This is a genomic window from Klebsiella scottii (assembly GCF_036561945.1).
Lineage (GTDB): Bacteria > Pseudomonadota > Gammaproteobacteria > Enterobacterales > Enterobacteriaceae > Klebsiella > Klebsiella scottii.
The window spans coordinates 1,776,837-1,802,271 of sequence record NZ_JARXNI010000020.1; the positions used below are offsets into that span (position 1 = coordinate 1,776,837).

A 25,435-nucleotide genomic window follows, 5' to 3' on the forward strand; every position below is an offset into this window, starting at 1 on the left:
CGTATCGTCCTTTTGATTATAAAGATGCCAGGCCCACGGCCGCAGCCGGAGCGTCAAGGTAGGTTTTGAGGGAGTCATCGAGCAGTAAAAGCGTCAGGCACAGGCCGTTCATTTCAAGCGAGGTGACATAGTTGCCAACGTAGCTGCGCCACAGACGATGGCCGCGCAGAGCAAGCAGATGGCCGATACGGCCCGCCATCAGATACTGTTCCATCAACGGCGTGGCGCCAAGGCCTGAGACCATGACGGCGAACTCCCTTTGCTCCTCCGCCAGGGAAAAATCATCCAGCAACGCCTCCACCATCACGGCGGCGATCTCTTCTGCTTTGGCTAAGGGGGAAACGTGGCTCCCGGCTTCGCCGTGGTGGCCGATACCAAACTCATAGGTGCCGTCGGCGATGGCAAAGTTAGGCTTACCTACGGCCGGAATTGCGCATGGAGCCAGCCCGACGCAGACGCTGCGCGTGTTGTTCGCCGCCAGGCTGGCGGCAGCGACGGTCTCTTCCAGCGAGCCGCCCGCCGCGGCCACCGCGCCGGCCGCCTTCCACATAAAGATGCCGCCGGCGATACCGTGCCGCTGCTCCGCCCGCTCCGGCGGCGCGGAGGCAATATCATCCCGCGCTTTGACGATGGCGACGCTGTGGCCCAGTTCCCGGGCCTGTTTCAGCGCCATCTGGACGTTCATCGAGTCGCCGGCATAGTTGCCAAACAGGCAGGCCACGCCCCTGCCGCGATCGGCAATGCGCATCGCATCCAGGAAAGCGTTGGCCACCGGGGATGAGAACACCTCGCCAACGGCCACGGCATCCAGCATACCGGCGCCGAGGTAGCCCAAAAATGCCGGTTCATGCCCGCTGCCGCCGCCGGTGACCAGCCCCACGCGGGGGGCAATATCGGCAGCAGAACGACGGTGCACCACGCGATGGTTTTCAGCGCTCAGCTGCACCTCGCTGCCGTGCGCAAGCAGAAAGCCCGCCAGCATGTCGTCCACGACGTCATCAGGGTCATCTATAAATCGTTGCATCAGTTTTCCCCTTTATTGATTAATACAATCGCTGTGTCGGCAAAAGCGCTCAGCAGCAGCATCGATGAGCCGGCTCCCGCATCGGGGCAGCCCCGGCTGCGTTCTCCGAGACGGCTGGCGCGGCCGACCCGGGAAACCAGGCCGCTCGTCGCGGCAAAACTGTCCTTGGCCGTTTGCCGCATTGATTCGAGAGCGCGTATCTCGCCTTCCCCGCGAGCCAGTAGCGAGCTAAGCGCATCGGTGGCGGGGATCAGCACGTCGAGCAGCGTTTTATCGCCGGGCCCTGCCGGGGTGAGCTCACGCAGATCGGCCAGCGCGCCAGTGAACATCCGCTGAAGTACGGCGGCGTCAATCACCTCCTCTGCGCCGCCGCGACTGAGCCCGGCAAACCAGCAGCCATACAGAGGCCCCATTGAGCCGCCAATGTCGTTCAGCAGCTTCTCGCCGATAGTCTGAAAAGCCTCGGTCATGGTCATTGCCGGCGTTAGCGCCTGTCCGGCCAGCGTGAACCCCTTATTCATATTGATGCCGTGGTCGCCATCGCCCGCGGCGCCGTCTATTTCGCTCAGCCAGGTTTTATTTTGCTGAATAACGGCAATCATATTTTTGGCAATAGCAAGCCCGTCTTTGTTGGTAAAAGACATAATCACCTCAAAAAATCAGAATATCAGTGCGGCATTAGCGCTGCATATTGAAATAAAATCGCATCATGTAGCCGCGTATTTTGTAGAATTCCGGTAAAGTGCGTTATTGCCTGACTCGCATTATGTTCAGCGATATATTTTTGCAAAGTAACGCTTTGCTCATCTTGCGGATCGAAATAGTGTAGAGCGGCCGCAAGGCCCTTAACTAAATAATCTGCGGGGAGTCCCGCGGCCTCGCACTGTACGCAGGGGGCGGTCAGTCGATCCTCAGGCGACAGCTTGCGGATCGGCGAACGGCATACCCGGCGAACGGTGTCCGTGATGCCGGGAGTGCTAAAACGCTTGATAACAAAGCGGATATACACCTCCAGTTCGACAAGCGGAAAAGCATACTTCAGGTGCAGCAATCGTGCCGTTTCGCGCATGCTCTGTTGTATTTCGGCCCGCAGTCCATCATTGCTAAAGATTTCCTGCATCGTCTGATAGCCTTTGAGATGTCCGATATATCCGGCCCACGCGTGTCCGCCGTTAATAATATAGAGTTTACGCTCAAGATATTTAAGCAGATCGTGGGTATAAATAGCATCATTAACAGGCAACGCGCCCTCATCGACGAGGCCGTTTTTATCAATAACCAGTTCATAATCGACGCCGATATCAACGACATCAAGCCCTTCCCGCCGGGTGGTCAGGACCATGCGGTCTACCGCGGTATTGGGAAAAGCGGCCAGCTCATCAATTTCAGCCATCTCGCTACCGGCGCAGCGCTGAATTTCGCGACGCAGGATCTCGCCGTTGAGGAGCGCGTTCTCACAGGCCAGCACGTTGATGCGCGGGCGGCCGGCGCGTCGCCTGGCGAGCAGCCCCGCCAGTATCAGCGGGGCAATTTTCGGCAGATTATCCGCCCACACCGCGGTCGTAATCAGGTCCGCATCAACCATAGCCTGAACAACCGCCGGGAAGTCGCTCTCCGGAGATAATGCGCGCAGGGTAGGAATAAATTTTTTTTGGTATTCTTTCTCTATAAGATACAAATTGTAGCCATGCTGTGCGTTTATTTGCGCGTTAAGCTCGACATTACGCTCAACGAACGTAATGTCATAGCCAGATCCTGCCAGCAGATCGCCAATAAACCCGCGCCCGATGCTGCCGGCGCCAAAATGTAAAGCTCGCATCTTTACCTCCTGTCAGAATATGCCGAATAAAGCGCCAAAAATAGAGACGGCAATAATCAGGACCATAATAATCGTAAAGTTTTGATTGCGTTTTAGCAGCCACCAGTAAATACCGAATACGGCCAGCAGCGGTAAAATACCGGGGACAATGTTGTCAATCACCTGCTGCAAAATAAACGGCTTATTTTGGTCGCCAAAGCTAAACTGAAGCGGCGTGCTTAACTTCACATAAGTCGACGAGAGCGCGCCCATCATAAACAGCCCGAGGGTGCTGGCGCCGTTTATCAAGGTGCGAATATGCCCCGACTGCAGTATTTCGCGAATTGACGCCTGGCCCGCCCGGTAGCCGTAGGCGGCGAGATTGCGCCCGACGATTATCTGGATCAGCGGCAGCATCAGTAAGAAAAATGCGCCAAGAATACTGCCGTTGGTTGACAGGGTGACGGCAAGGCCAAAAATAATCGGCTTTAAGGTTGCCCAGTCAATTGAATCGCCTATTCCCGCCATCGGCCCCATCAGCCCGGTTTTAATACCGGTAATAGTGTCATCATCAATATCGGCCCCCCTGGCCTTCTGCTCCTCCATCGCGATCACAATACCGTTAATCGGCGCGCCGTAGACGGCTTCAGTATTGTAGAACACCAGGTGACGCTTAATCGCCTGCTTCAGGTCCTCCTTTTCCGGATACAGTTTTTGCAAAACCGGCAAAATTGCGGTGACGAATCCCAGGGCCTGCAGGCGTTCGTATGAGATGCCCATCTCAGCAACGATGTAGTAATAAAGCCAGCTGTTCTTAACGTCTTTTTCAGTGATTTTTTTGGAGTCCATAGCGTTAATCCTCAGGCACCTTTTTGGTTTTGATAATAGGAGATAAGCAGAACGGCGCTGAGACCAAAAATAGCGGCGCCAAATACCGGAATACCGCTAAACTGCACCAGAAAGTAACCAATAAAAAACCATGGCAGGAGCGCAGCTTTACCAATCACAAAAATGGTCAGGGCGAATCCCAGCGCGGGCAGCAGCCCACCGGCGACGCTAAATCCGTGAATCAACCACTCCGGAACGCTATTCAGGAAAGCGGTAATGCTGTCTTTCCCATACATGTTGGCCAAAAAGGGAACCGGGAAACGAATAAAGAAACCGAGGACCGTCGGCCAGACGATAGCGCACATTTTTATCTGTCTGACGTTTCCCTCTTCGGCATACCTGTCGGCCATATGCACAAATACCGCATTGACCGTTTTGCGGAACTGGTCTAAAAAGACCCCCATGACGCCGACCGGGACGGCGATAGCGATCGCCAGCGTCGGCGACAGCCCCGTATTCAGCGCCAGCGGAATAGCCACCAGCCCCGCCAGGCAGTCATCCGCGGGGAGGTTCGAGCCCGCGGCCACCAGGCCGATGTAAAGAATTTGGATCGCGGCGCCGATAATAACCGCCTGGGTGACATCCCCCATAATCAGGCCGATAAGTACCGAGGCGAACAGCGGCTGGCGGATCGCGTGGGTGATGGCATAGCCAACGTCCGTTTTACAAATCCAGTACCAGATGCCGGTAAAAATTGCGACTTCAACCATGATTAACCCTCCAGCCGGGCAATGGCTTTATCCAGGCTTAATTTGACTTCTTCCGGAGTCACCTGGAAATAAACCTCTGCCCCACCTTGCCGTATATATTTCAGGTCTTGTAAATCCTGCTCATCGATCGAAATACCGCTTACGACGCTGCGCCGGTTCACGCCACCGCCAAGTCCGCCAATCTGCACGGAGCTAAATAGCACCTCGCGCTCAACCAGCCTCTTAACGTTGCCAATCGATTTAAAAAGCAACAGCACATTATTTTTGCCATTGCTAAAATAACCATCGTGAAGCCTCGAAAGGAAACTCTCTTCTGACAGCACGTGAACATCAACGCCCGGAGGCGCCGCCATCACATAAATATCCGCCAGAAAGCTATCCTGCGAGAGTTTATTATCAACAATAACAATTTCAGTTGCTGCGATGATGTTACGCCATTTTGTAATGACCTGACCGTGGATCAGTCGAAAGTCGACCCGGACCAGTTTTATATTATTCATATTCATTACCATTAGTTATAGAGGTGATGTTCTTGATACTGCCGTTTCCTGCTTCAATAATTCGCGAGACAAGCTCTGACAAAGTCACTTCTTCACGCTGCATTTCCGCTTCAATTAACATCGGTAAGTTCATGCCGCAAATAACCGGATAGCCTCTGAGCTTGGCAAAAATAGCCGCCACGTTAGATGGCGTACCGGCATAGATATCGGTGAAGATAATAATATTTTCCGGGGCAGCAGAAAGTAATGCTGAAATATCATCCATGAGCTGCTCCGGCGCCATTCCCGGCTCAAGGGAAAAGCAGTAAACATTGTCCATTTTGCCTAAAATCATTTCACAGCTTTTAACTAACTCGCGGCCAAAGCCGCCGTGAGAAATCACCAGAATCCAGGGTGCTGCAATCTTTTGATCCATAAAGAAATCCTGATAGAGATAATTAACCGCGGGATTTCCCTCCGGTGATATTAATCGTCGTTCCGGTGATATAGCTGGCCCTGTCCGACAGTAACCAGCTCACCAGATCGGCGATCTCTTCCAGACGACCGGGTCGTCCGAGGGGAATTTTGTGGCTGTAGTCTTCGTCTATACTGGCGAACGCCATGCCGCGGGTATAGGCCAGCGCTTTACGGTGCACAGCGTTCCCCATCGGCGTTGGTTCATTGATGCCCGGCGCGACGCCAACGACCCGAATGCCAAAGGCCCCAAGCTCTTTTGCCCACGAGAGCGTAAAGCCGTGCAGCGCGGCTTTGGTTGCGGCATAGCAGCTTTGTCCCTTTGAACCCTCGATGCCGGCTTCAGAAACGATATTGACGATCGCCCCGGATTTTTGCCCGATCATGATCCGCGCCGCTTCCTGGGTAAAAATAAAAGGGCCTTTTTGGTTAATTCTGACCATAAAGTCAAAATCATCATCGCTTAATTCATATTCAGGCTGGCTGCCGTAATAATCGACGAGCAGACGCGCGCGATTAACCGCGGCATTATTCACCAGCCCATCAAGACGCCCGTAGCGCGCAACGACATCGGCGATCAGCCGGCATACGGATGGCCGGTCGGTAATATCGCACTGACGGTAATCAACGCCGCTAACAACCGCCGCCGCCGCCGGCTGCTGAATATCCGCCACCACCACCTGAGCGCCGTTGCCGGCAAGCCCTTTGGCGATCCATTCGCCGATTCCTGAACAGCCGCCGGTAACAATAACCACTTTGGGACCAAGCGCGATCCACTGTGTTGATGCCATTTGCATTATCTCCAGTTGAGAGTCAGTGCAATGACTAATACAATTAACGCGCCATGTTTATTTAAATAATATTATCAACAAGTTAATGGTAGTGTTTAAGGTTGATTTTTCGTTAAACACTATTCAGCCCTGTTTTCAACACTTCCTCTTCGGGCAGCGCGATCCACGGCTCCATCAGTTCATAAATCATCAACGCTTCAGTGGTTGTCAGCGAGATACGATATTTATTAATCAGCGTGCGGAATGCATCCGGAACCAGGGCCATAAACCGCTGCTGGCGTTCGTTAAGTTCAAACGCATCGCGGTGGGTCAGGCCGTCATGGGTCAGCAGGCGTTCAATTAACGCCGCCAGATGCATAAAAAGATTGATTCTCAGATAGCTTTCAAAATGAATGCTGTAGCTCAGCTCGAAATACTTAACAACCTGCTCCACTTCCTCAATGATGATATTCGGGTTGAGAAAAGTAAGATGACTCACCACCCCTTCGAGGGTAAAAAGAATGACGATGTCATCAATCATCTTTTGCAGCTCATCGGCGGTGAGCAAATCTGAAAAATAGTTCTTCCATAGCAGTTCCGGCTTATCATTTATCAGTTGTCGGGTATTAACCTGCGGAATATAGCCGGCATTAAGCTCGGTGGTGGTGATCAGTAAACGCGTGCCGTACAAGGCGCTATCGGCTTTCGAGAGTTTCCATTTCAGATCGTCATACTCCATGGTCACAATTTCCAGCGTTTCATCAGCAATATAGCGGCGGGTGATTTCTTGCAGCTGGCGCGATACGCCCTCACCGGAAATACAGGAGATAATAATCTTATTGCCCTGCAGCAGGCCGGAATAGTAGCGAGCCTCCACCTCCCATGCGCCTTTAATACTATCGACAACGGCCTTCATCGACAGCTGATGCTGAATTTTTCCCGCAATATCCAGCGCCATTGAGGTGCTGACGTTGTTCATCACCAGCAGGTCGCCCTGGATATGCAGCTTTATTTCGCTATAAATATCCTGCAGCGATCCCATATCGACCAGAATAATCATGCCGTGCTGCTCTTCCAGCTGATTAATCCAGGTGGTCAGATGGGCAATAATGCCTCGGGTATTCACCGACAGCGGCATATCAAACGCCTTAAGGTAGAACCCGCCTAACAGACGGTTGGCGGTACCGGCAATACTTGAGGCCGTCGCGCGCCCGTGCGCGACAACGATGCCCTGAATCAGCGGCGCGGACTCGATCTGATGATAAAAAATAGCGCTGAGCAGTGGTTTCATCAGGGCGAGCTGCGTGCGGGGAAACTGTTTGGCAAACAGGGTAATACATTCATCCGCCAGCAGCCGGGCCCGCTGAGGAACATATCCGGTCACGCCGATGAGCCGCGCGACGCTGTCGGGATCGACCTCCCTGCTCAGGCACCACTGCAGGCTATGAAAGACCGCTTTCTCCGCCGTTGCCGGAACGGAAATACCGGTTAGCTCGCTAAACTCCTGCAGCGTATCCCGCACCAGCTGCCAGACGATCCCGTGGTACAGATTGCCTCCGGGCAGGCTCGAGTGCTCCTCCAGCTTATTGACGAACAGCGGCACGTTGGCGGCGCGACAAAAATTCTCCAGCAGCTGTTCATCGCGGGTGATCCAGGAGGTTGCCAGAAGATCTACGGGTAGCGTCCCGTCATCTCCCTCGCTAAACGTTACCGTATCGTGCTCGCCGCGAACGCCGGATGCGCTGCGGATAGTTATCTCCTCCGCTCCGCGCTGCGCCCATGCCGAGGCGCAAAGAACTTTGATGCGATTCTTTAGCTCACCGATATTACCTTTTGCCGGGGTGGCGAGCAGCTGACGGATCAGCGCACCGTCAACATGGACCCGCTGCTTAAAACGCCGGGCTTCCCGGGCAAAAAAATGTGAGATAAGCGCCAGCCGTTCCATATAGGGGCGCGCGTTCCAGCCGGGTAGCTCAACGGTAACGGGAATACGCCGCAGGAAGGTGGTCAGCAGTACGTTTTCACTATTTTCAGTCGTCGCAAATAAAAAGCGAACCTTCGCATGATGGGGCTGGCGGTTATCCCCCAAACGATAAAAATAGCCTTTATCCATAAATAAAAAGAGCTTTTCCTGGTTCTCCGCCGACAGACGATGTATTTCATCGAGAAAAAGAAAACCGCCGTCGGCCTCATCGAGCAGGCCGGATTTGTTTTTTTCCGCGCCGGTAAAGGCACCTTTGATATAACCAAACAGGGTCCCGGACAAGAGTTCCGGGTTATTAGCGTAATCGGCACAGTTTAGTTCTATTAATTTTACCTGCGATGAGATAATCCCCACCGTTCCCGCGTGCTGGTGCAGCAATTGCGCCAGGTAACTTTTGCCGACGCCGCTTTCCCCCGTAATCAATACCGGCAGGCCGCCGTCGGGATAGCTGACCGCGGCGAGGCACAGCTCAACGGCATGTTTCAGGCTACCGTTGGCGCCAATCAGCGACTGGAATACGCCGGGGCTCTGCGGCTCATCATCGGCGACGGAAGGTATGCGGTCCGTTAGCCAGAAGCGCACGGGGCGCGTGGCCTCTTTGCGCAAATAACCTTCATCGCAAAGCTGATTGAGATAAAGACTAATAACGCTGCGGCTCGCGGACGTAAAGGATTCACAATCACGCGTGGTAAATCCTGATACGCCATCGCGATAAAGGGTATTCAGTTTGCGATAAAGATTTTCTTTGGCTGACATCGTTTCACCCGCAGTTCCCGGCATTCCAGATGGGCACCATGTTGCTTTAAACGGGCTTTAGCAAGAAGTCAGCGGTGTGAAACCAATCCATCTCACAGTTTCAATAAAAAACGCCCGGCCTGTTTCCAGGCCGGGCGGAGTTTATTTTATATCAACCTGATAAAAAATATGCTTACCAAAAGGGTCAATCTCATAGCCGGAAACATCTTTGCGCACCGGTTCAAAAATAGTCGAGTGGGCAATCATGACCGCCGGCATTTGATCGTGCATCATCTGCTGCGCCTGCTTGTAGAGCGCCTCGCGCTGGGGACGATCGCTTATCGATTTCGCCTCGCTAATCAGCTTATCGAACGGCTGATAGCACCACTTCGCCGAGTTGGAGCCGCCGTTGGCCGACTGGCAGGTAAACAGCGGCCCGAAGAAGTTATCCGGATCGCCGGTCGCGGTAGTCCAGCCCATCAGGGCCGCCTGATGCTCGCCGTCCTTAACGCGCTTGAGGTATTCCCCCCACTCGTAGGTCGTGATTTTGGTCTGCACGCCGATTTTCGCCCAGTCCGCCTGAATCATCTCCGCCATGCGCTTAGCGTTGGGGTTATACGGGCGCTGGACCGGCATCGCCCACAGGTCGATAGTCAGGCCGTTGGCCATCCCCGCTTCCTGCAGCAGCGCTTTGGCTTTTTGCGGGTCATAGTCATAATCTTTCAGCTCCGCGTCCGCGCTCCAGACGCCCGGCGGCAGCAGATTTTTCGCCACCGTACCGGTGCCGTGGAATACGGCTTCGATAATCGCCGGTTTATTAATCGCCAGCGCCAGCGCCTGGCGCACTTTGACATTATCCAGCGGCGGCTTTTGGGTATTGAAAGCAAGGAATCCGGTATTCAGACCCGCCTTACTCAGCAAATTAATATTATTATTTTCCTTCATTCTCGGCAGATCCGCCGGGTTAGGGAACGGCATAACCTGGCATTCGTTCTTTTCCAGTTTGGCGTAACGCACCGAGGCGTCCGGAGTAATGCTAAATATCAGGCGGTCGATCTTCGCTTTGCCCTGCCAATATTCCGGGAAGGCGGTATAAAGAATGCGCGAATCTTTTTGATACTGGGCGAGCTTAAACGGCCCGGTGCCGATTGGATCGTTGTCGACGCGCTCCGGAGTGCCCGCTTTAAGCATCGCATCGGCATACTCCGCCGACAGAATAGAGGCGAAATACCAGCCAAGATCGGCAACAAACGGCGCTTCGGGATGGGCTAAGGTAAAGCGCACCGTATATTCATCAGGCTTGTCAATCGCCGTAATCAGCTGACCAAATTCGAGGCTTTCAAAATTGGAATAGTTGCCGTTGGAGACGTTATGGTAAGGATGCTTCGCGTCCTTTTGCCGCATAAAGGAGAAGATAACGTCATCGGCATTAAAGTCGCGCGTGGGGGTAAAATACTTGTTGCTTTGAAACTTCACGCCCTTGCGCAAATGGAAGGTGTAGGTTTTGCCATCTTCGCTGACCTCCCAGCTTTCGGCGAGGCTCGGCTGCAGCTCGGTGGTGCCCACCTTAAAGTCCACCAGCCGGTTATACACCGGGACCGCGCTGGCGTCGACGCTGGTACCGGAGGTGTAGAGTTGAGGATTGAAGTTCTCCGGCGATCCTTCGGAGCAGTAAACCAGGGTTTTGCCCGCGACGGTGGAACTAACCGTCAGAGCGGCGAATGCCAGGGCAAGCGTTGTGAGTTTGCGTTGCATTGGGTTTCCTTTTTAATTTGTCAGCTAATGAATAGCTTGTTGTTTTCTTATCCATACATAACACTAAAGCCTGATTGCAAACACCTGAAAAAATAATAAATAAGGAACGACTATGTCATCTCCACTCGCCGAACGGCTCACCCAGCGCTTCTTCCGCTACCTCGCGATCAGCAGCCAAAGCGACCCTCGCGCCACCACGCTACCAACCACCGCAGGACAGCACGAGATGGCGCGCGAACTGGCGCAGGAGCTGCGCCTGCTGGGCCTGGACGATATCGAAATTGATGAGCATGCGACCGTTACCGCGGTGAAGAGAGGCAACGTTCCCGGGGCGCCGAGGATCGGTTTTATCACCCATATCGATACCGTAGACGTCGGGCTGTCGCCGGATATTCACCCGCAGATCCTGCGCTTCAACGGTGAAGACCTGTGCCTGAATGCGGAAAAAGAGATCTGGCTGCGGGTTGCCGAACATCCGGAGATCCTCGCCTATCCTGGGGAAGAGATTATTTTCAGCGACGGCACCAGCGTGCTGGGGGCCGATAACAAGTCGGCGGTGACGGTGGTGATGACGGTGCTGGAAAGCCTGACGCCGCAGGACCGCCACGGCGATATCGTGGTGGCGTTCGTCCCGGATGAAGAAGTCGGCCTGCGCGGCGCCAAGGCGCTCGACCTTAACCGTTTCGCCGTCGATTTCGCGTGGACCATCGACTGCTGCGAGCTGGGGGAGATTGTCTATGAGAACTTCAACGCCGCGGCGGCGGAAATCCGCTTTACCGGCGTCACCGCGCATCCGATGTCGGCGAAAGGCGTGCTGGTCAATCCCCTGCTGATGGCCACCGAGTACATCAGCCACTTCGATCGCCAGCAGACCCCCGAACACACCGCCGGCCGCGAAGGCTACGTGTGGTTTAACGGTATTCAGGGGGACCAAAGCAGCGCCCTGCTGCAGGCCAGCATTCGCGATTTTGACCTCGACGACTTTAACCGCCGCAAGCAGCAGATCGGCGAGGTGGCGGCCAAAATCGCCGCGCGGTATCCAACGGCAAAAGTTGACTTCCAGGTGAGCGATACCTACAGCAATATCAGCAATGCGCTGGGGGAGGACCGCCGGGCCATCGACCTGCTGTTTACCGCGATGGAGAGCCTGGGGATTACGCCCAGGCCGACGCCGATGCGCGGCGGCACCGACGGCGCGGCGCTATCGGCCAAAGGCCTGCTGACGCCGAACTTCTTTACCGGCGCGCACAACTTCCACTCACGGTTTGAGTTTCTGCCGCTACGCGCCTTTGAGGCCTCTTACCACACCGCGTTCCAGCTCTGCCTGCTGGCGGCGCGCTAGGCCGGTTTCCGCGCCAGCATGGTGGCGAAGCGCAGCTTGATACGATTACCGTTGGCGTCGGTGCGGTGCAGCTCACCGACCTCTTCGTTGTACCTGAGGAACGTCCAGCCGGCGTAATAGTTGCGCAGTTCTTCCGGTTTAAAGGCGAACGGGAAGCCAACGGTACACGGATAATCTTCGGTATCCATCGCCGCCACGATCAGGTTATAGCCGCCCGGCCGGGTGCAGCGCTGCATATTGGCGATCAGGCCGGGAATGGTTTTCGCTTCGAGGAACATCATCACCACGGTGGAGAGAATAAAATCGTACTCGCCGTCGAAGCTCAGGGTATTGAGGTCCTTGATTGCCGACTGCAGGTTATCAATCCCCTCCTGCGCCCGGATGGACTCCAGATTATCGATGCTCGCCGGGTTTTTATCCCAGGCGGTAACGTCATAGCCGTTGGCCGCCAGGTAGAGGCTGTTGCGTCCGTTACCGCAGCCGAGATCCAGCGTTTTGCCCGGCGGCATCAGCGTCGCGGCGTGCACCACTTCGGAGTGGGTGCGGGTCATACCATATTTTTCAGTAAAGTAGTTTTCGTCACGGATAGTCATGCTTAATCCTTATTTTTTAACAGAGTGGCGCGCTCGACGCGGATCAGCAGCTTACCGCGCACCAGCAGCAGGAAAGTGCGAATCAACAGCAGCCCGATAATCAGATTGGTAAAGACGAACAGCGGAATAGCCAAAAAGTGGAAAAAGCCGTTCGGCTGGCTATGCCCAAGATGCAGCCCGGTCGTCGCCAGCGCCGAGATGCCGAACGAGAAGCTCCAGAACGAGGCGTTGAACGGCTGCTGCAGATACCACGGCATCAGCCGCAGCATAAACAGCAGCTGCAGCAGGCCGTAGCCGAACAGCAGCTTAGCGAAGGTGTCCGCCTCCCCGCCGTTGACGCTCAGCCAGGCGCTACAGGCAACCAGCGCGGGCGCCAGCTGAATGCCCAGCGAGGTGCGCAGAGCGGCAGGCAGCTCGCCGTCGCTGCGCAGCCGCTGCAAAATGACCGGCTCCAGGCTCAGCCAGGAGAAAATCCCGGCGCCAAGGAAAACCAGCCCGGCATCGTTAAAGCCCAGCGCGCCGCAGGCCATAGCGCTGATGAAGTTATTGGCCACCGTCGGCAGATACAGACCCGGCGTCGTCGCGTCGCTGGGGTGTCTGCCGCGCCACAGCCCGGCGCTTTGCCAGGCCGAATAGGAGAGCTGCAGCGCCACGCCGACGATAAACAGCCCCAGCGAGAGCGGGCGGCACCACGGCACGAAGCCGATAGAGACCAGCATGGTGGTCGCCGGAAACAGGCTGACGAAGCTGCTGGCGACCGGGTGGCGCATCTCCTGACGCACGCTCCCCGGAAAGCGCACCGCGCGGGTGATAAAAGCGGCCGCCAGCAGCGCCCATATTGCGGCCGCCAGCAGCACCAGACCATCGCCAACGCTGCGGCTTAGCGGCCAGATAGTGCTGGCATAGCGCCACGCGAAACCCATTCCAATAATGCCCAGAACCATCCCGAAATAGCCCGCAGGTAGATTCAGCACCCGCTGCTCCGACTCTTTTTTATTCATTTTATTTAATTTTTCAATTTATCTTTAAGGTGCATTTTAAAAGAACCTTCAAAAACGCGCTACGGAGATTTTTGCTATGTTTGTGTTAAGCAAAAGTAAAGGGAGCCGCTGATGAATAAATATTGCCTGGGCGCGCAGGTTCGCCAGTTTCACTACCAGCAGGACGGGGTTAAACATAGCGTAAATCTGAGGCAAATTGTGGCCTTACGTGATTTCGCCGACGTCAAAAGCGGCAGCGAGGGCGGCTGGCTGGACGACGAGGCGGCCCTGAGCCAGGAGGGAGAGTGCTGGATCTACGACGCCAACAGCGCCGTTTTCGCCGGCGCGCGGGTTGAAGGCAACGCGCGGCTCAGCGGCACCTGCACCATCAGCCACTGCGCCCTCATCGGCGGCAATGCCCGGCTGGAGGACGCCCGCGTCAGCCACCACGCCCATATTAGTGACAACGTCACCGTGACCGGTTCCGAGATACGCGGCCACTGCCGGCTGGCCGACGAGGCGCGGATCCTCCCCCGCTGCCTGATTATCGCCGCTCAGGGCCTCACCGGCGACGGTGATAAAATCCTGCAAATTTACCAGCGGGCCACGGTCAGCGCCTCGCGGATCGTCCATCAGGCGCAAATTTACGGCGACGCCTTCGTCGAACGGGCCTTTGTTGAGCATCGGGCGGAGATTTTCGACCACGCCCGGCTGGAGGGCAATGAGATTAACGACGTCTGGGTTTGCGATAATGCGCGAGTGTATGACCATGCGCGGCTTATCGCCGGGCGCGAAGAGGATGCCATCCCGACCCTGCGCTACAGCTCTCAGGTGGCGGAAAACGCCGTGGTTGAGGGCAACTGCCTGCTCAAGCATCGGGTGATGGTGGGCGGCCACGCCCGGCTCTGCGGCGGCCCCATTCTGCTGGATGATGAAGTGCTAATTCAGGGCCACGCCTGCATCAGCGGCGACGTGGTGATCGAGCATCAGGTGGAAATTACCGATCATGCGCTGATTGAAGCCAGCAGCGGAGATGCGATTCATCTGCGCGGCCGCAAGGTGATCAACGGCGACGAGCATATTACCCGCACGCCGTTGGCCGGATTTCTGTCACCGTAAATCCTGGCCGGGGTGACAATCGATAATCCGCCCGTAGATATTCTGGTCGTCATAGGAGCCGTTCAGGTATTCAGCCTGCTGCAGACAGCCTTCGAGGGTGAATCCATTGCGCAGGGCCACCTGATTACTTTTGCGGTTAGCCACCCGGCATTTAATCACGAAGCGGCGCACGACGCCGCTGCGCGCATAGTAATCTATAAAGGCCTGTAGCGCCTGTGAGAGCAGCCCCTGCCCCTGGTGGCTTTCGTCAATCCAGTAACCGATATAGGCCGTCTTATTGATCGGTTCAATCTGGTTAAACGACAGAACGCCGACCATCTCATCCTGCAGGAACAGCAGAAACATTTTGGCGTAGCCGCGCTGATGCAGCATGACGTTGCCCTGCACGTGGCGTCGGGTTTCATCTTCGCCGCTCACCGCCGCCGGCCAGCTCAGCGAGTGCTGGAGCCAGCGTTTGTTTTTTTCCACCAACTGGTGCAGGACGGTGACGTAACGTTCATCGACGGCGCGCAGCACCAGCCGGTCGTTCACGACGATCTCTTCCGCGGCGGGGGTATTTTCTGTGGTCATCGCACTCTCTCACTCACTGCGCGCAGGCCGACCTGCGCGCGTTCGGGCCGGTCGGCCTGCAGGACGGTTACTTCATAACCCGGTCATCGACGTAGCGACGCTCGTCCGCAGCGGGCGGGAAATACTGATACAGCCAGGTTTCGCTGATCGCATCGCCCTGACAGCGCAGGAACATGCGCATCTCTACCGGGTCGGTGGAGTCGTTAGTCGGATACCAGTCGAACAGGATGCGGTAGCCGTCAAACGGTTCGACGTAGAGGATTTCGACCTGCTTCGCCTCGCCGTTAGAGAGGGTGATCACCGGCTCGATGCCTCTCGGCGCCGCGGCCTTCAGGTCTCCACCGACAAAATCAATCGCGAAGCGGCGGGCCCACTTGTCCGGATAGTGCTCGCCCGGCGCCCAGCCTTCCGGGAAGCCGCCCATACCGGTGCGGGTGGCCAGCACGCGGGCCAGCGGCGAACGGACCGGCGGCTGCGCGCTCCAGTAGAGGCGGTAGCTGAAGTCCAGCTCATCGCCCGCCTTGATCGCTTTTTCCGGCTGCCAGAAGCAGACGATATTATCCAGCGTCTCGCCGGTGGTCGGGATCTCCATCAGGCTGACCGCGCCCTTGCCCCACTGATTACGCGGCTCGACCCACAGGCTTGGGCGCTTGTTGTACCAGCCCATAATATCCTGATAGTGCGAGAAGTCGCGGTCGAGCTGCAGCAGGCCGAAACCGCGCGGGTTTTTATCCTGGAAGGCGTTGAACTGCAGCTTCTGCGGGTTGTTCAGCGGGCGGCATACCCACTCGCCGTTGCCGCGCCACATGGCGAGACGATCGGAGTCGTGAATTTGCGGGTGGATGGTGTCGCAGGTCCGCCGCTCGTTGTTGCCGCAGCTGAACATGCTGGTCATCGGCGCGATGCCGAGCTGCTTGATATCCTTGCGGGCGTAGATGTGGTTCTCCACATCCATGATCACCTGCGTCTCCTGGCAGTTGATCACAAACTTGTAGGCGCCGGTTACGCTCGGGCTGTCGAGCAGCGCGTAAACGGTAAAGACGGTGGCGCCCGGCTTGACGGTTTCAAACCAGAACGAGGTAAAGTCCGGAAACTCTTCCGGCGTGTCGGTAAAGGTATCCACCGCCAGGCCGCGGGCGGATAGCCCGTACTGGTAAGTGCTGTCCACCGCGCGGAAGTAGCTCGCGCCGAGGAACGCCACGATATCGCGACGCGCCAGCTCCGGCGCTTTGAAGGCGCGGAACCCGGCGAAGCCGAGGTCGGTCTGCCCGACCAGCTGTTTGGTGTCTACGCCGGCATCGTTGTAGTTAAACAGCTCCGGACGGAAGTGAATTTCACGCGCCTGGTGGCTCTGCGTATCGAGGGAGAACATGCGCACCCGGCGGCGAAAGCCCATTCCGACGTGGAAGAACTGGATATCCAGCTGGCGATCTTCGATGTTGTTCCACAGCGAGTGCCCGGCATCGTACTGGATGCTGTTATAGGCCTGCGGCGTCAGATTCGCCAGCGTCGGCGGCAGGTCGCGCGGAGCGCCGCCCCAGGGCTGACGGGAGAGATCGTGGGCCATCCCTTGTAACACGGAGAAGTCAAAGCGGCGCGTCAGCCCATCGGCGATGCCTGATTCTTCAGCAAGCGCGGCTTTTGAGAAAAGAGAGGCGACTCCTGACGTCCCGCATACGGCGGCAACTGCCATGGAAGATTTAAGAAAACGTCTGCGGTTCATGCCTGAGAAAGCGTCCTTCTGTTGTGCCAATTGAGAGGCAACGCGACAAACAGATGCGTCGTGAATTTCGCTCACTCTAGACAAAAACGATTAATAATCCAATTGTTGGCGACAGAAAAAACGTGAAAAAAATATGTCCACCGGACCAGACTGAATTCTCCGCCGGATAAACCGGCGGGAGAATGACGCACTATTTCACGCTGACGTCGATGCCCGGGAAGTATTTCGCCGCCAGCCGGGCGATGGTGCCGTCGGCGCGCACTTTATCAATCGCCGCATCGAGCTGCTTTTTCGTCGCCTCATCGCCCTTGCGCAGACCGTAGCCAATCCCGCTGCCGAGGATCGTATCGTCAGCAACCGGTTTGCCGATAAAGCCAAAGCCTTTGCCCTGCGGCTTGCTGAGGAATCCGGCCTGCCCGGCGGCGGACATCACCAGCGAAGCGTCGATGCGCCCGTTTAGCAGGTCGGCCCACGCCATATTCTGGTCTTTATAGGAGACCACGCTGACGCCGTGTTTTTCCCAATGCTCTTTGGCATAGGTTTCCTGAATCGACCCCTGCAGCACGCCGATGGTTTTCCCCTTCAGCCCTTCAGGAGTGGCCTGCATGCCGCTGTCGGCTTTCCCTACCAGCTGCGACGGGATGCGATAAATCGGCTGGGTAAAGTCGATGCTCTTGCGCCGCTGTTCGGTAATGTTCATCGCCGAGTTAATCGCGTCGAATTTCTTCGCCACCAGCCCCGGGATCAGCGCATCAAACGAGGTCTCCACCCAGCTGCACTGCAGCTGGGCCGCCTGGCAAATGGCATTTCCGAGATCAATATCGAAACCTTCCAGCTCCCCGGCCGTATTGCGGCTTTCAAACGGCGGATATTCCGCTTCCACGCCGTAGCGTAATTCGCTGGCGGCAAGCGAAGAGAAGGTACAAATCATCCCCAAAGCGAGGGTAAGGGCTTTTATTTTCATCGTGTGGCTCCTTAACGCGGCTTAACGTGACACAGCGCCTGCGCGCCGGCCCGTAACGTGGCTTCATCTTTAGCAAAAGAGAGGCGAATCAGTTTGTTATCAGTACCATCTGCGTAAAACGCCGACAGCGGAATAGTGGCGACGCCGTAGTCGACGATCAGCCTCTTCACCATCTCGCTGTCGCTTTCGTCGCTGAAGTGGCTATAGTCCGCCAGCATGAAGAAGGAGCCGGCGCTCGGCAACAGGCGGAACGGCGAATCCGCCAGCTGCCGCTGAAGCAAATCGCGCTTTTGCTGATAAAACGCCGCCAGCCCCAGCCAGGATTGCGGGTCGGTCATCTGCTCAGCAAACGCGTACTGCATCGGCGTATCGGCCGAAAACATCAGAAACTGGTGGACCTTGCAGATTTCATCCATCAGCGCCGCCGGCGCGACGCAGTAGCCCACCCGCCAGCCGGTCACGTGATAGGTTTTACCGAAGGAAGAGACGATTACGCTGCGCTCCGCCAGCTGCGGATGGGTGGCCATCCCGTGGTGCTGCGCCCCGTCGAAGACCACGTGCTCATACACCTCATCCGACAAAATAACGATATCGGTATTGCGGGTCAGCGCCGCCAGGCGGGCTAAATCGTCGGCGGAGAGCACCTGGCCGCTGGGATTGTGTGGCGTGTTGATCACGATCATCCGCGTCCGCGGCGTGATGGCGGCGGCGACTTCGTCCCAGTCGATGGCAAAATCGGGCACCGTCAGCTTGATCGCCACCGGCGTGGCGCCCTGCAGGCGGACGATCGGCCCGTAGCTGTCGAACGCCGGCTCGAAATAGATAACCTCATCGCCGGGATGCACCAGCCCGCCGATGGCGGAGTAGAGCCCCTGGCTGGCGCTGGCGGTAATCAGCACTTCGTCGTCAACGTGGTAGCGGGTGCCGTAGAGCGCGGCGATTTTCTCGGCGATGCGCTCTTTCAGCACGCGCAGCCCGGTCATCGGCGCATACTGGTTATGCCCTTCGGCCATCGCCCGCGTCACCCCCTCAACCAGCCGGGTATCGCAGGCAAAATTGGGCGCCCCCTGAGAAAGGTTGATCGCATTATGCTGCGCGGAGAGCTGGCCGATTACGCTAAAAATGGTCGTGCCGACATCGGGTAGTTTGGAGCGGGTGGTCACCGGAGAACTGAGACGCATGGTTAATCCTTTCTCATTATATTTGCATAACCATTCAATCTAAAGGTGCTGACGGCGACAAACGAATTGTTGTCATAGTAGCCATGAGCTTTGATCATGGCTGAGAGTGAAGAACGGCCAGCCGCTGGCCGGCCGTGGCAGGAACTACTTGTTGGTTAAGGTGTTAAAGCTGGTCATCAGGTTGCGATAATCCGGGATGTGGTTAGAGAACAGCGTCCCCAGCCCTTCAATATCATTTCTCCAGTCGCGATGCAGCTCACAGGCTGCGCCAAACCACGACATCAGCTGCACGCCGGCCTGCGACATGCGATCCCATGCGGCATCGCGGGTAATCGGATTAAAAGTCCCCGAGGCGTCGGTTATCACGAAGACATCAAAGCCCTCTTCGATGGCCGACAGCGCCGGAAACGCCACGCAAACCTCGGTGACCACCCCGGCGATAATCAGCTGCTTCTTGCCGGTCGCTTTCACCGCGTTGACGAAATCTTCGTTATCCCAGGCGTTAATATTGCCCGGGCGGGCGATATAGGGCGCATCCGGGAACTGCGCTTTCAGCTCAGGCACCAGCGGGCCGTTGGGGCCATTTTCAAAACTGGTGGTCAGGATCGTGGGCAGGCCGAAGTATTTTGCCAGGTCGCCAAGGGCGAGGACGTTGTTCTTGAATTTATCCGGGTCGATATCGCGCACCAGCGATAGCAGCCCGGTTTGATGGTCGACCAGCAGCACTGCTGCATTACTCTTATCCAGACGGACGTACGGTTTAGCCATGATCTTTTCCTCATATCAACATCAGGCGATCCCTGCCAGAGCGGGCGCTCCGGCAGATGCTTGCGCAATAAGGCTGATAGTAGTTTAACCGCGGGCCGCTGATTAGTCGGCGAAAGTGCAACGCATTGTCCCATTCCCGGAACGAAGCGTGGCATACTGCCTATGATCAAAATGCATAGCTGGAGACGACATGTCGCGGAGCGCCCTGCCTTTTAATACCGTCGAGACCTTTCTGGTCACCGCCAGACACCTCAACCTGACCCACGCCGCGCGGGAGCTGTGCCTGACTCAGGGCGCGGTGAGCCGCCAGATTGCGGCGCTGGAAGGTTGGTTCGGTTTTCCGCTTTTTGAACGCCACGCGCGCGGGCTGCGCCTGTCGCCCCAGGGCAGCGCCCTCTACCCGGAGCTCCAGTCGGCGTTTGGCCGCCTGGTGACCGTCGCCGAACAGGCCCGACAGCAGCAAACGGTGGTGCGCCTGAAGGCGCCGACCTGCGCCATCCGCTGGCTGGTGCCAAAGCTGGTGGCGATAGAGCAGCGCCACCCGGAGCTGCAGATCGCCCTGACCACCACCACCGAACATAGCGTTAACTTCAAAACGGAGCCCTACGATGCGGCGATCGTTTTTGGCACCCATCAAAGCGCCGGCGATCTGCTGTTCGAAGAGGCGCTGACGCCGGTCATCAGCGGCAGCACCCCGTGCGACGCCCGCCTCGACGGCGCGACTTTTTTACATCCGACGCGGGATAAAACCGACTGGTCGCTGTGGCTGACGCAGTTCTCCCCCGATGCGCCGCTGGCGATGCGCAAAAACCAGCACTTCGATACCATGGATCTGGCGATCACCGCCGCCATGCAGGGGCTGGGGATCGCCATCGCCGATGCGACGCTGGTGGCGGAAGATCTGCGGGTTGGCCGCCTGCTGCGCCCTTTCGCCCTCAGCGTGAAAACCGGCGCCAGCTACCGTCTGCTGGTGCGGGCATCGCAGAGCAAAGCCGATGGCCTGGCGCGGTTTCGCGAGGAGCTGGTTAATCCAGAGTCACATGATGGCGCATCACCCGGCGGAACAGCGCCAGCCGCGCGCGCATAAAGCGGTTCTCCAGCCTGAACCCCACCCTTTTATGCAGCCCGATACGCAGCAGCCGGTCGCGACCGCGCCGGCAGGCCAGCCAGCGCACCGGGCCCGGCAGCTCGCTGCAGCCGCTGCCGGCAAGGCGGGCGAAGCTGGCCCAGTAGTCGGCGATCTGCCCCGCAAAGGCCCTATCGCCATCATCGGCATAGCCGCGTACCGGCTCGGCGAGCGCGAGGGTATCGAAGACGTAGGGAACCTCGTCCCCGTGCCACGCGCCGTGCGGATAGGCTTCATCCGCGGCCTGCGGCACGTAGTCGAACCAGTAGCGCCAGCAGGGCTGTCCGACCCGCTGCTGGGCCTGCATCACCACATAGCCAAGAGTGGTGAACGCCATATCCCGGCACACTTCGCGGCCGAGCGCCGCGTCGCCCTTAACGCCGGGATAGAGCAGTTTAATCAGCCCGAGGCCGAAGCGCCGCTCGCGGCGCAGCTTCTGGATCTGCCCGGCAATATCAACGCCGAAGACCGCCATCACGCTGGCCTCGTCGCTGTTCGAGCCGATCAGGACCGGCAGCGGATGCTGACGACCGGCGAAGAAGGTCTCCAGCATCGGCTGCGGCAGCACCGCATCGCCGACGATTGGCGCCGGGCCGATACTCAGCGGCGCGGTAAGCGGCCAGAAGGCCTCGGCGGGGATCGCCCGCAGCTGCTCGGCGCTGGCGTCCGGCAGCGAAAAATGCTCCGCCAGCCGTCGCCCCTTCTCCAGCGCCCTGGCGCGCGGGAGGTCCGGCAGCGTATAGCCGCTTTGGATAATCGCTTTATGGAACAGCCCCTTGGCCTTTGGCGAGACCATCAGCGATAGCACGCTTCGCGCGCCGGCTGACTCACCAAACAGGGTGACGTTTGCCGCATCCCCACCGAAGGCGTGGATGTTCTCCTGCACCCACTGCAGGGCGGCAATTTGATCGAGTAGCGCAAAGTTATACACCGGCTCGCCCTCCTCGCCCTCCAGCGCCGGATGCGCGAAGAAGCCGAGATGCCCCAGCCGGTAGTTCACCGTCACCACCACAACCTCCCTGCCCGCCAGCGCCTGCCCATCGTACGGCGGCAGGCTGCCCGCGCCGATGGTAAAGCCCCCGCCGTGCAGCCAGACCATCACCGGCAGCGGCTGGGTGCGGACGGCGGGCGACCAGACGTTGAGATATAAGCAGTCTTCCGAGAAACTGCCGGGATCGCCGCCTCCCAGCTCGCGGCAGTACTCAATGTCCTGCCAGCTGGCGGCGGAGAAGGCGTCGGCCCGGCGAACGCCCTGCCAGCGCTCCGGCGGGCGCGGGGCGCGCCAGCGCAGTTCGCCAACCGGCGGCGCGGCGTAGGGGATGCCGCGCCAGATATGGATCCCCTGCTCGGCGATCCCGGATAACGTGCCTTGGCGGGTTTTCACCAGCGGCGTAGACGGATTCTGCATGACCTGCTTCCTTTTACGGTTTATGCCAGCAGAGTACCGGTTTCAGAGCAGACCGCAACGCCGTTTACTGCGATCCTCCGCCTGCTGATAGAGCGCAAACTCGTCGAGTACCGGGCAGCCGAGCGCCGCTTCAAAGGCGTCGCGGCTGGCGTTGCCGTGGCTGCGGGCCTGCGTTTCGTTACCCAAATTAGACTGGAAAATCCCCGCCGCGCTCACCGGCAAAAAGTCTTCATAAATAATCGGTTGGGCAATCAGCCAGCCGCGCTCAATCAGCGGCTGCGGATCGTCGCCGGGACCGAAGGCCTGGCGGTGGGCTTCCCCCGCCGGCGTCAGCCGATAGCGGAACCACGCCAGTCCCTGCTGGCGCAGCAGAAACTCGCTGTCCGGAAACTGGCTGAACACATCCTGCAGGTGGCGCTGATGCTGGAGGTTGTCCTTTCCGACTCCGGCCTCGTTCAGCAGGCGATCGTACAGCGCCCGGCCCTTCGGCGTCAGCGCGATCCCGCGCTGTTCGATTTCGCCAAAACGCGCGCTGTGGGTGCCCCGATGCTCCCCGGCAAAAATCACCGGCTCCTCCAGCGCTTTAAAGCTGGTCTGGCGCAGCAGGATCGGCACATCGCGGCGCGGCGGGCCTTCAATCAGCGCCTTCGGCACGATGCCGCACTCCGGCATCAGGGCCTGAACCCGGTCGATATCCAGCGTGCGCGGCGTCAGATGATTAATGTGGCAGCCCGGGAAACAGACCACGTCGGCAATCAGCCGATGTTCATTCTGCAGGGCGTGATAGGTTTCATCATCTACCGTGGCGTGGCTATGCCAGCGGAACGTTTCCAGCGCCTCGCGCACAAACTCCCGCGCTTCAGCGGGCGTGAAAGCGCCGCTCTCTTCCTGCTGCGCAATCAGCGCCCGACAGCGCGGGGTAAAAATATCGCGCTTAGCCAGAATCTCCGCCGCCCGCTGACGCAGTTCGTCGCTGGCGATCAGCTCCAGGCGCAGCAGCGAGGTAAAAATACGGAACGGGTTACGCGCCAGCGCGGCGTCATCCACGGGGCGAAAGGCGGTGGAATGGACCGGCACCCCGGCCTGGGAGAGATCGTAATAGCTCACGGGGAACATCCCCATGATGGCAAACATACGGCGCAGCGTCGCCAGCTCTTCCGCAGTGCCGACGCGGATTGCGCCGTGGCGCTCAACGTTCAGCCGGGCCAGCTCATCGGCATTCGCCAGCTGCTCGTGCAGCCTGGGATTGTGCTCCAGCACCGCCAGATTGACGTCCGCTACCAGCTCGAGCAGCGTTCCGTACTGCGGAACTTCCTGCTGATACATCGCCGACATAGCCTGTGAAAAATGTTCCCGAATTTCATCAGCCGTGATGGTGTTCGCCATGATGTCTTACCTCCAGTGAATACTTCCTGGAGTGTAGAGAAGGCCTCTCGCGCCAGCAGGAAGAATTTACAAACTGTGATGCGGATAACCTGCCCCTGCCCTTTGCCCGGCGCAGGACATAACCCTGGGTTATGAAATAGACCCTTTAATTTCACTTTAAATTAACAAAGCATTTACACACACTGTTTCTGGCGAAATTAAAACAAGATGCCCTGTACCGAATAAAACGGAGTACGTACCCTATGAACGATAAATGGTCCCCGCGCGAGGTGCTTCATCGCGACTATAACAGCCATCCTCCCGCTTACGCCCCAGGCTACAAAACCAGCGTCCTGCGCTCGCCGCGCAATGCGCTGATCTCCCTGCAGAACTCGCTTTCTGAAATTACCGGCCCGGTGTTCAGCCACGATGACCTCGGGCCGCTGGATAACGACCTTATCCTTAACTATGCCAAAGAAGGCCTGCCGATCGGCGAGCGTATTATCGTGCACGGCTACGTTCGCGACGGCTTTGGCCGCCCGATGAAGAACACCCTGGTGGAGGTCTGGCAGGCCAACGCCGGCGGCCGCTACCGGCATAAAAAAGATCAGTATCTGGCGCCCATTGACCCCAACTTTGGCGGCTGCGGCCGGGTACTGACCGACGAAAACGGCTACTACTGTTTTCGCACCATCAAGCCGGGGCCCTATCCGTGGCGCAATCAGGTCAGCGACTGGCGCCCGGCGCATATTCACTTTTCCCTCTCCGGGGATGCGTGGGCGCAGCGCCTGATCACCCAGATGTATTTCGAGGGCGACCCGCTGATTAAGCAGTGCCCGATCGTCAAAACCATCAATAACGACGATGCCGTTCGCACCTTGATTGCCGAGCTGGATACCCATGCCGCCGTGCCGCTGGACTGTCTGGCGTACCGCTTCGATCTGGTGCTGCGCGGCCATCGCGCGACGCTGTTTGAAAACCGCACTCAGGGGGCCGCCCGATGAAAGACTATTTACCAGAAACCGCCTCGCAAACCGCCGGCCCCTATGTTCATATCGGGCTTGCGCCAGAGGCCGCGGGCTTCCACATTTTCGAAAATAACTTTGGCCCGCAGCTCGCCACTGCGGATACCGAGGGCGAGCGTATTACCATTGAGGGCCGGGTTATTGACGGTTCCGGCACTCCGGTGCGCGACGTGCTGCTGGAGATCTGGCAGGCCAACGCCGCCGGACGCTACGCGCATCCCGACGACCGGCAGACCGGCAAAAAGCGCGATCCGGCGTTTCGCGGCTGGGGCCGCAGCTGCTCCGACTTCGCCTCCGGCGTCTGGCGCTTTGAAACCATTAAGCCGGGCGCGGTTGTCGGCCGCGACGGGCGGGTGATGGCGCCGCACGTCAACTTATGGGTGGTGGCGCGTGGGATCAACATTGGCCTCAATACGCGGATGTACTTTGCCGACGAGCAGGAGGCCAACCAAACCGATCCGGTGCTCAACCTGATCGAGTGGGAGGTGCGCCGCCAGACGCTAATCGCCCGGCGCGAAGCGCGCGGCGGCGAAATCGTCTATCGTTTCGATATTCATCTGCAGGGCGAGAACGAAACCGTCTTTTTCGATCTTTGAGGTCATTTTTCCCCCGTTTGCCCCGGCACAGCCCGGGGCATCGTCTTTTTAGCGTCGG

At 57.9% G+C, this 25,435-nt stretch carries 24 protein-coding genes; 5 read left to right on the top strand and 19 right to left on the bottom strand.

Features of this window, described 5'->3' with window-relative positions; translation table 11 throughout:
* Positions 1–16 precede the first annotated feature (16 nt).
* The 10 genes from QFI97_RS16015 to QFI97_RS16060 form a co-directional block, all read right to left on the bottom strand.
* Positions 17–1,024: a dihydroxyacetone kinase subunit DhaK gene (locus QFI97_RS16015; protein ID WP_346431570.1), complete on the bottom strand. Its 1,008-nt coding sequence runs from the start codon at positions 1,022–1,024 to the stop codon at positions 17–19.
* Positions 1,024–1,668, bottom strand: coding sequence for a DAK2 domain-containing protein (locus QFI97_RS16020; protein WP_346431571.1), 645 nt, complete (start codon positions 1,666–1,668; stop codon positions 1,024–1,026). Before QFI97_RS16020 ends, QFI97_RS16015 begins: the two co-directional genes overlap by 1 nt.
* 23 nt (positions 1,669–1,691) lie before the next feature.
* Positions 1,692–2,843, bottom strand: coding sequence for a mannitol dehydrogenase family protein (locus QFI97_RS16025; RefSeq protein ID WP_346431572.1), 1,152 nt, complete (start codon positions 2,841–2,843; stop codon positions 1,692–1,694).
* 12 nt (positions 2,844–2,855) lie between these two features.
* Positions 2,856–3,671 carry a PTS system mannose/fructose/sorbose family transporter subunit IID gene (locus tag QFI97_RS16030; protein WP_128878286.1) on the bottom strand — a complete coding sequence of 272 codons (816 nt, stop codon included), beginning with the start codon at positions 3,669–3,671 and terminating at the stop codon, positions 2,856–2,858.
* Positions 3,672–3,682: 11 nt separating this feature from the next.
* Positions 3,683–4,420: a PTS mannose/fructose/sorbose/N-acetylgalactosamine transporter subunit IIC gene (locus tag QFI97_RS16035; RefSeq protein ID WP_095097458.1), complete on the bottom strand. Its 738-nt coding sequence runs from the start codon at positions 4,418–4,420 to the stop codon at positions 3,683–3,685.
* A gap of 2 nt (positions 4,421–4,422) precedes the next feature.
* Positions 4,423–4,920, bottom strand: coding sequence for a PTS sugar transporter subunit IIB (locus QFI97_RS16040; RefSeq protein WP_095098129.1), 498 nt, complete (start codon positions 4,918–4,920; stop codon positions 4,423–4,425).
* Positions 4,913–5,335 carry a PTS sugar transporter subunit IIA gene (locus QFI97_RS16045; protein ID WP_095097455.1) on the bottom strand — a complete coding sequence of 141 codons (423 nt, stop codon included), beginning with the start codon at positions 5,333–5,335 and terminating at the stop codon, positions 4,913–4,915. The genes QFI97_RS16040 and QFI97_RS16045 overlap by 8 nt, the downstream gene beginning before the upstream one ends.
* Positions 5,336–5,357: 22 nt before the next feature.
* Positions 5,358–6,164, bottom strand: a complete 807-nt coding sequence (locus tag QFI97_RS16050) for a sorbitol-6-phosphate dehydrogenase subunit (protein WP_428983850.1) — start codon at positions 6,162–6,164, stop codon at positions 5,358–5,360.
* Between the two features lie 112 nt (positions 6,165–6,276).
* A complete protein-coding gene (locus QFI97_RS16055) occupies positions 6,277–8,883 on the bottom strand; it encodes a sigma 54-interacting transcriptional regulator (RefSeq protein ID WP_346431573.1) in 2,607 nt (868 codons plus the stop codon).
* A 141-nt stretch (positions 8,884–9,024) separates the two neighbouring features.
* Positions 9,025–10,617 carry an ABC transporter substrate-binding protein gene (locus tag QFI97_RS16060; protein ID WP_095097448.1) on the bottom strand — a complete coding sequence of 531 codons (1,593 nt, stop codon included), beginning with the start codon at positions 10,615–10,617 and terminating at the stop codon, positions 9,025–9,027.
* A 112-nt stretch (positions 10,618–10,729) separates the two neighbouring features.
* On the opposite strand from QFI97_RS16060, the gene pepT reads away from it, so the two are divergent.
* On the top strand, positions 10,730–11,959 hold the full coding sequence (gene pepT, locus QFI97_RS16065) for a peptidase T (RefSeq protein ID WP_346431574.1): 1,230 nt from the start codon (positions 10,730–10,732) through the stop codon (positions 11,957–11,959).
* On the opposite strand, the gene tehB is transcribed toward pepT, so the two are convergent.
* Positions 11,956–12,552: a tellurite resistance methyltransferase TehB gene (gene tehB / locus QFI97_RS16070; RefSeq protein WP_346431575.1), complete on the bottom strand. Its 597-nt coding sequence runs from the start codon at positions 12,550–12,552 to the stop codon at positions 11,956–11,958. The two genes, pepT and tehB, sit on opposite strands and share 4 nt — an antisense overlap.
* Positions 12,553–12,554: 2 nt before the next feature.
* Positions 12,555–13,553 (bottom strand): dicarboxylate transporter/tellurite-resistance protein TehA, encoded by a 999-nt coding sequence (gene tehA / locus QFI97_RS16075; protein ID WP_346431576.1) that lies wholly within the window; start codon positions 13,551–13,553, stop codon positions 12,555–12,557.
* A gap of 111 nt (positions 13,554–13,664) precedes the next feature.
* Here tehA and ydcK point away from each other — a divergent pair, with 111 nt between their 5' ends.
* Positions 13,665–14,651 (top strand): YdcK family protein, encoded by a 987-nt coding sequence (gene ydcK, locus QFI97_RS16080; protein WP_346431577.1) that lies wholly within the window; start codon positions 13,665–13,667, stop codon positions 14,649–14,651.
* Here ydcK and rimL read toward each other — a convergent pair.
* From rimL to ycaC, 5 genes are all read right to left on the bottom strand, one after another.
* Entirely contained in the window at positions 14,643–15,221 is a 579-nt protein-coding gene (gene rimL / locus QFI97_RS16085) for a 50S ribosomal protein L7/L12-serine acetyltransferase (RefSeq protein WP_331835314.1), read from the bottom strand. The genes ydcK and rimL overlap by 9 nt on opposite strands.
* 67 nt (positions 15,222–15,288) lie before the next feature.
* Positions 15,289–16,944, bottom strand: a complete 1,656-nt coding sequence (locus QFI97_RS16090; protein ID WP_095097430.1) for a glucan biosynthesis protein D — start codon at positions 16,942–16,944, stop codon at positions 15,289–15,291.
* Positions 16,945–17,134: 190 nt separating this feature from the next.
* Entirely contained in the window at positions 17,135–17,908 is a 774-nt protein-coding gene (locus QFI97_RS16095; protein WP_331835315.1) for an ABC transporter substrate-binding protein, read from the bottom strand.
* 11 nt (positions 17,909–17,919) lie between these two features.
* The gene (locus QFI97_RS16100) at positions 17,920–19,089 is read right to left on the bottom strand and encodes a pyridoxal phosphate-dependent aminotransferase (RefSeq protein ID WP_346431578.1); all 1,170 of its coding nucleotides are present in this window, start codon (positions 19,087–19,089) and stop codon (positions 17,920–17,922) included.
* A 144-nt stretch (positions 19,090–19,233) separates the two neighbouring features.
* Positions 19,234–19,857 (bottom strand): isochorismate family cysteine hydrolase YcaC, encoded by a 624-nt coding sequence (gene ycaC, locus QFI97_RS16105; RefSeq protein ID WP_095097421.1) that lies wholly within the window; start codon positions 19,855–19,857, stop codon positions 19,234–19,236.
* Positions 19,858–20,047: 190 nt separating this feature from the next.
* On the opposite strand from ycaC, the gene QFI97_RS16110 reads away from it, so the two are divergent.
* A complete protein-coding gene (locus tag QFI97_RS16110) occupies positions 20,048–20,944 on the top strand; it encodes a LysR family transcriptional regulator (RefSeq protein ID WP_095097419.1) in 897 nt (298 codons plus the stop codon).
* Here the strand turns inward: QFI97_RS16110 and QFI97_RS16115 are convergent.
* Together QFI97_RS16115 and hglS are read right to left on the bottom strand one after the other, a co-directional pair.
* Positions 20,883–22,391 carry a carboxylesterase/lipase family protein gene (locus QFI97_RS16115; RefSeq protein WP_346431579.1) on the bottom strand — a complete coding sequence of 503 codons (1,509 nt, stop codon included), beginning with the start codon at positions 22,389–22,391 and terminating at the stop codon, positions 20,883–20,885. The two genes, QFI97_RS16110 and QFI97_RS16115, sit on opposite strands and share 62 nt — an antisense overlap.
* 42 nt (positions 22,392–22,433) lie before the next feature.
* Positions 22,434–23,777, bottom strand: coding sequence for a 2-oxoadipate dioxygenase/decarboxylase HglS (hglS, locus tag QFI97_RS16120; protein ID WP_346431580.1), 1,344 nt, complete (start codon positions 23,775–23,777; stop codon positions 22,434–22,436).
* A 242-nt stretch (positions 23,778–24,019) separates the two neighbouring features.
* On the opposite strand from hglS, the gene pcaH reads away from it, so the two are divergent.
* Together pcaH and pcaG are read left to right on the top strand one after the other, a co-directional pair.
* Positions 24,020–24,760 carry a protocatechuate 3,4-dioxygenase subunit beta gene (gene pcaH / locus QFI97_RS16125; protein WP_095097410.1) on the top strand — a complete coding sequence of 247 codons (741 nt, stop codon included), beginning with the start codon at positions 24,020–24,022 and terminating at the stop codon, positions 24,758–24,760.
* On the top strand, positions 24,757–25,377 hold the full coding sequence (gene pcaG / locus QFI97_RS16130; RefSeq protein WP_095097407.1) for a protocatechuate 3,4-dioxygenase subunit alpha: 621 nt from the start codon (positions 24,757–24,759) through the stop codon (positions 25,375–25,377). The genes pcaH and pcaG overlap by 4 nt, the downstream gene beginning before the upstream one ends.
* Positions 25,378–25,435 lie beyond the last annotated feature (58 nt).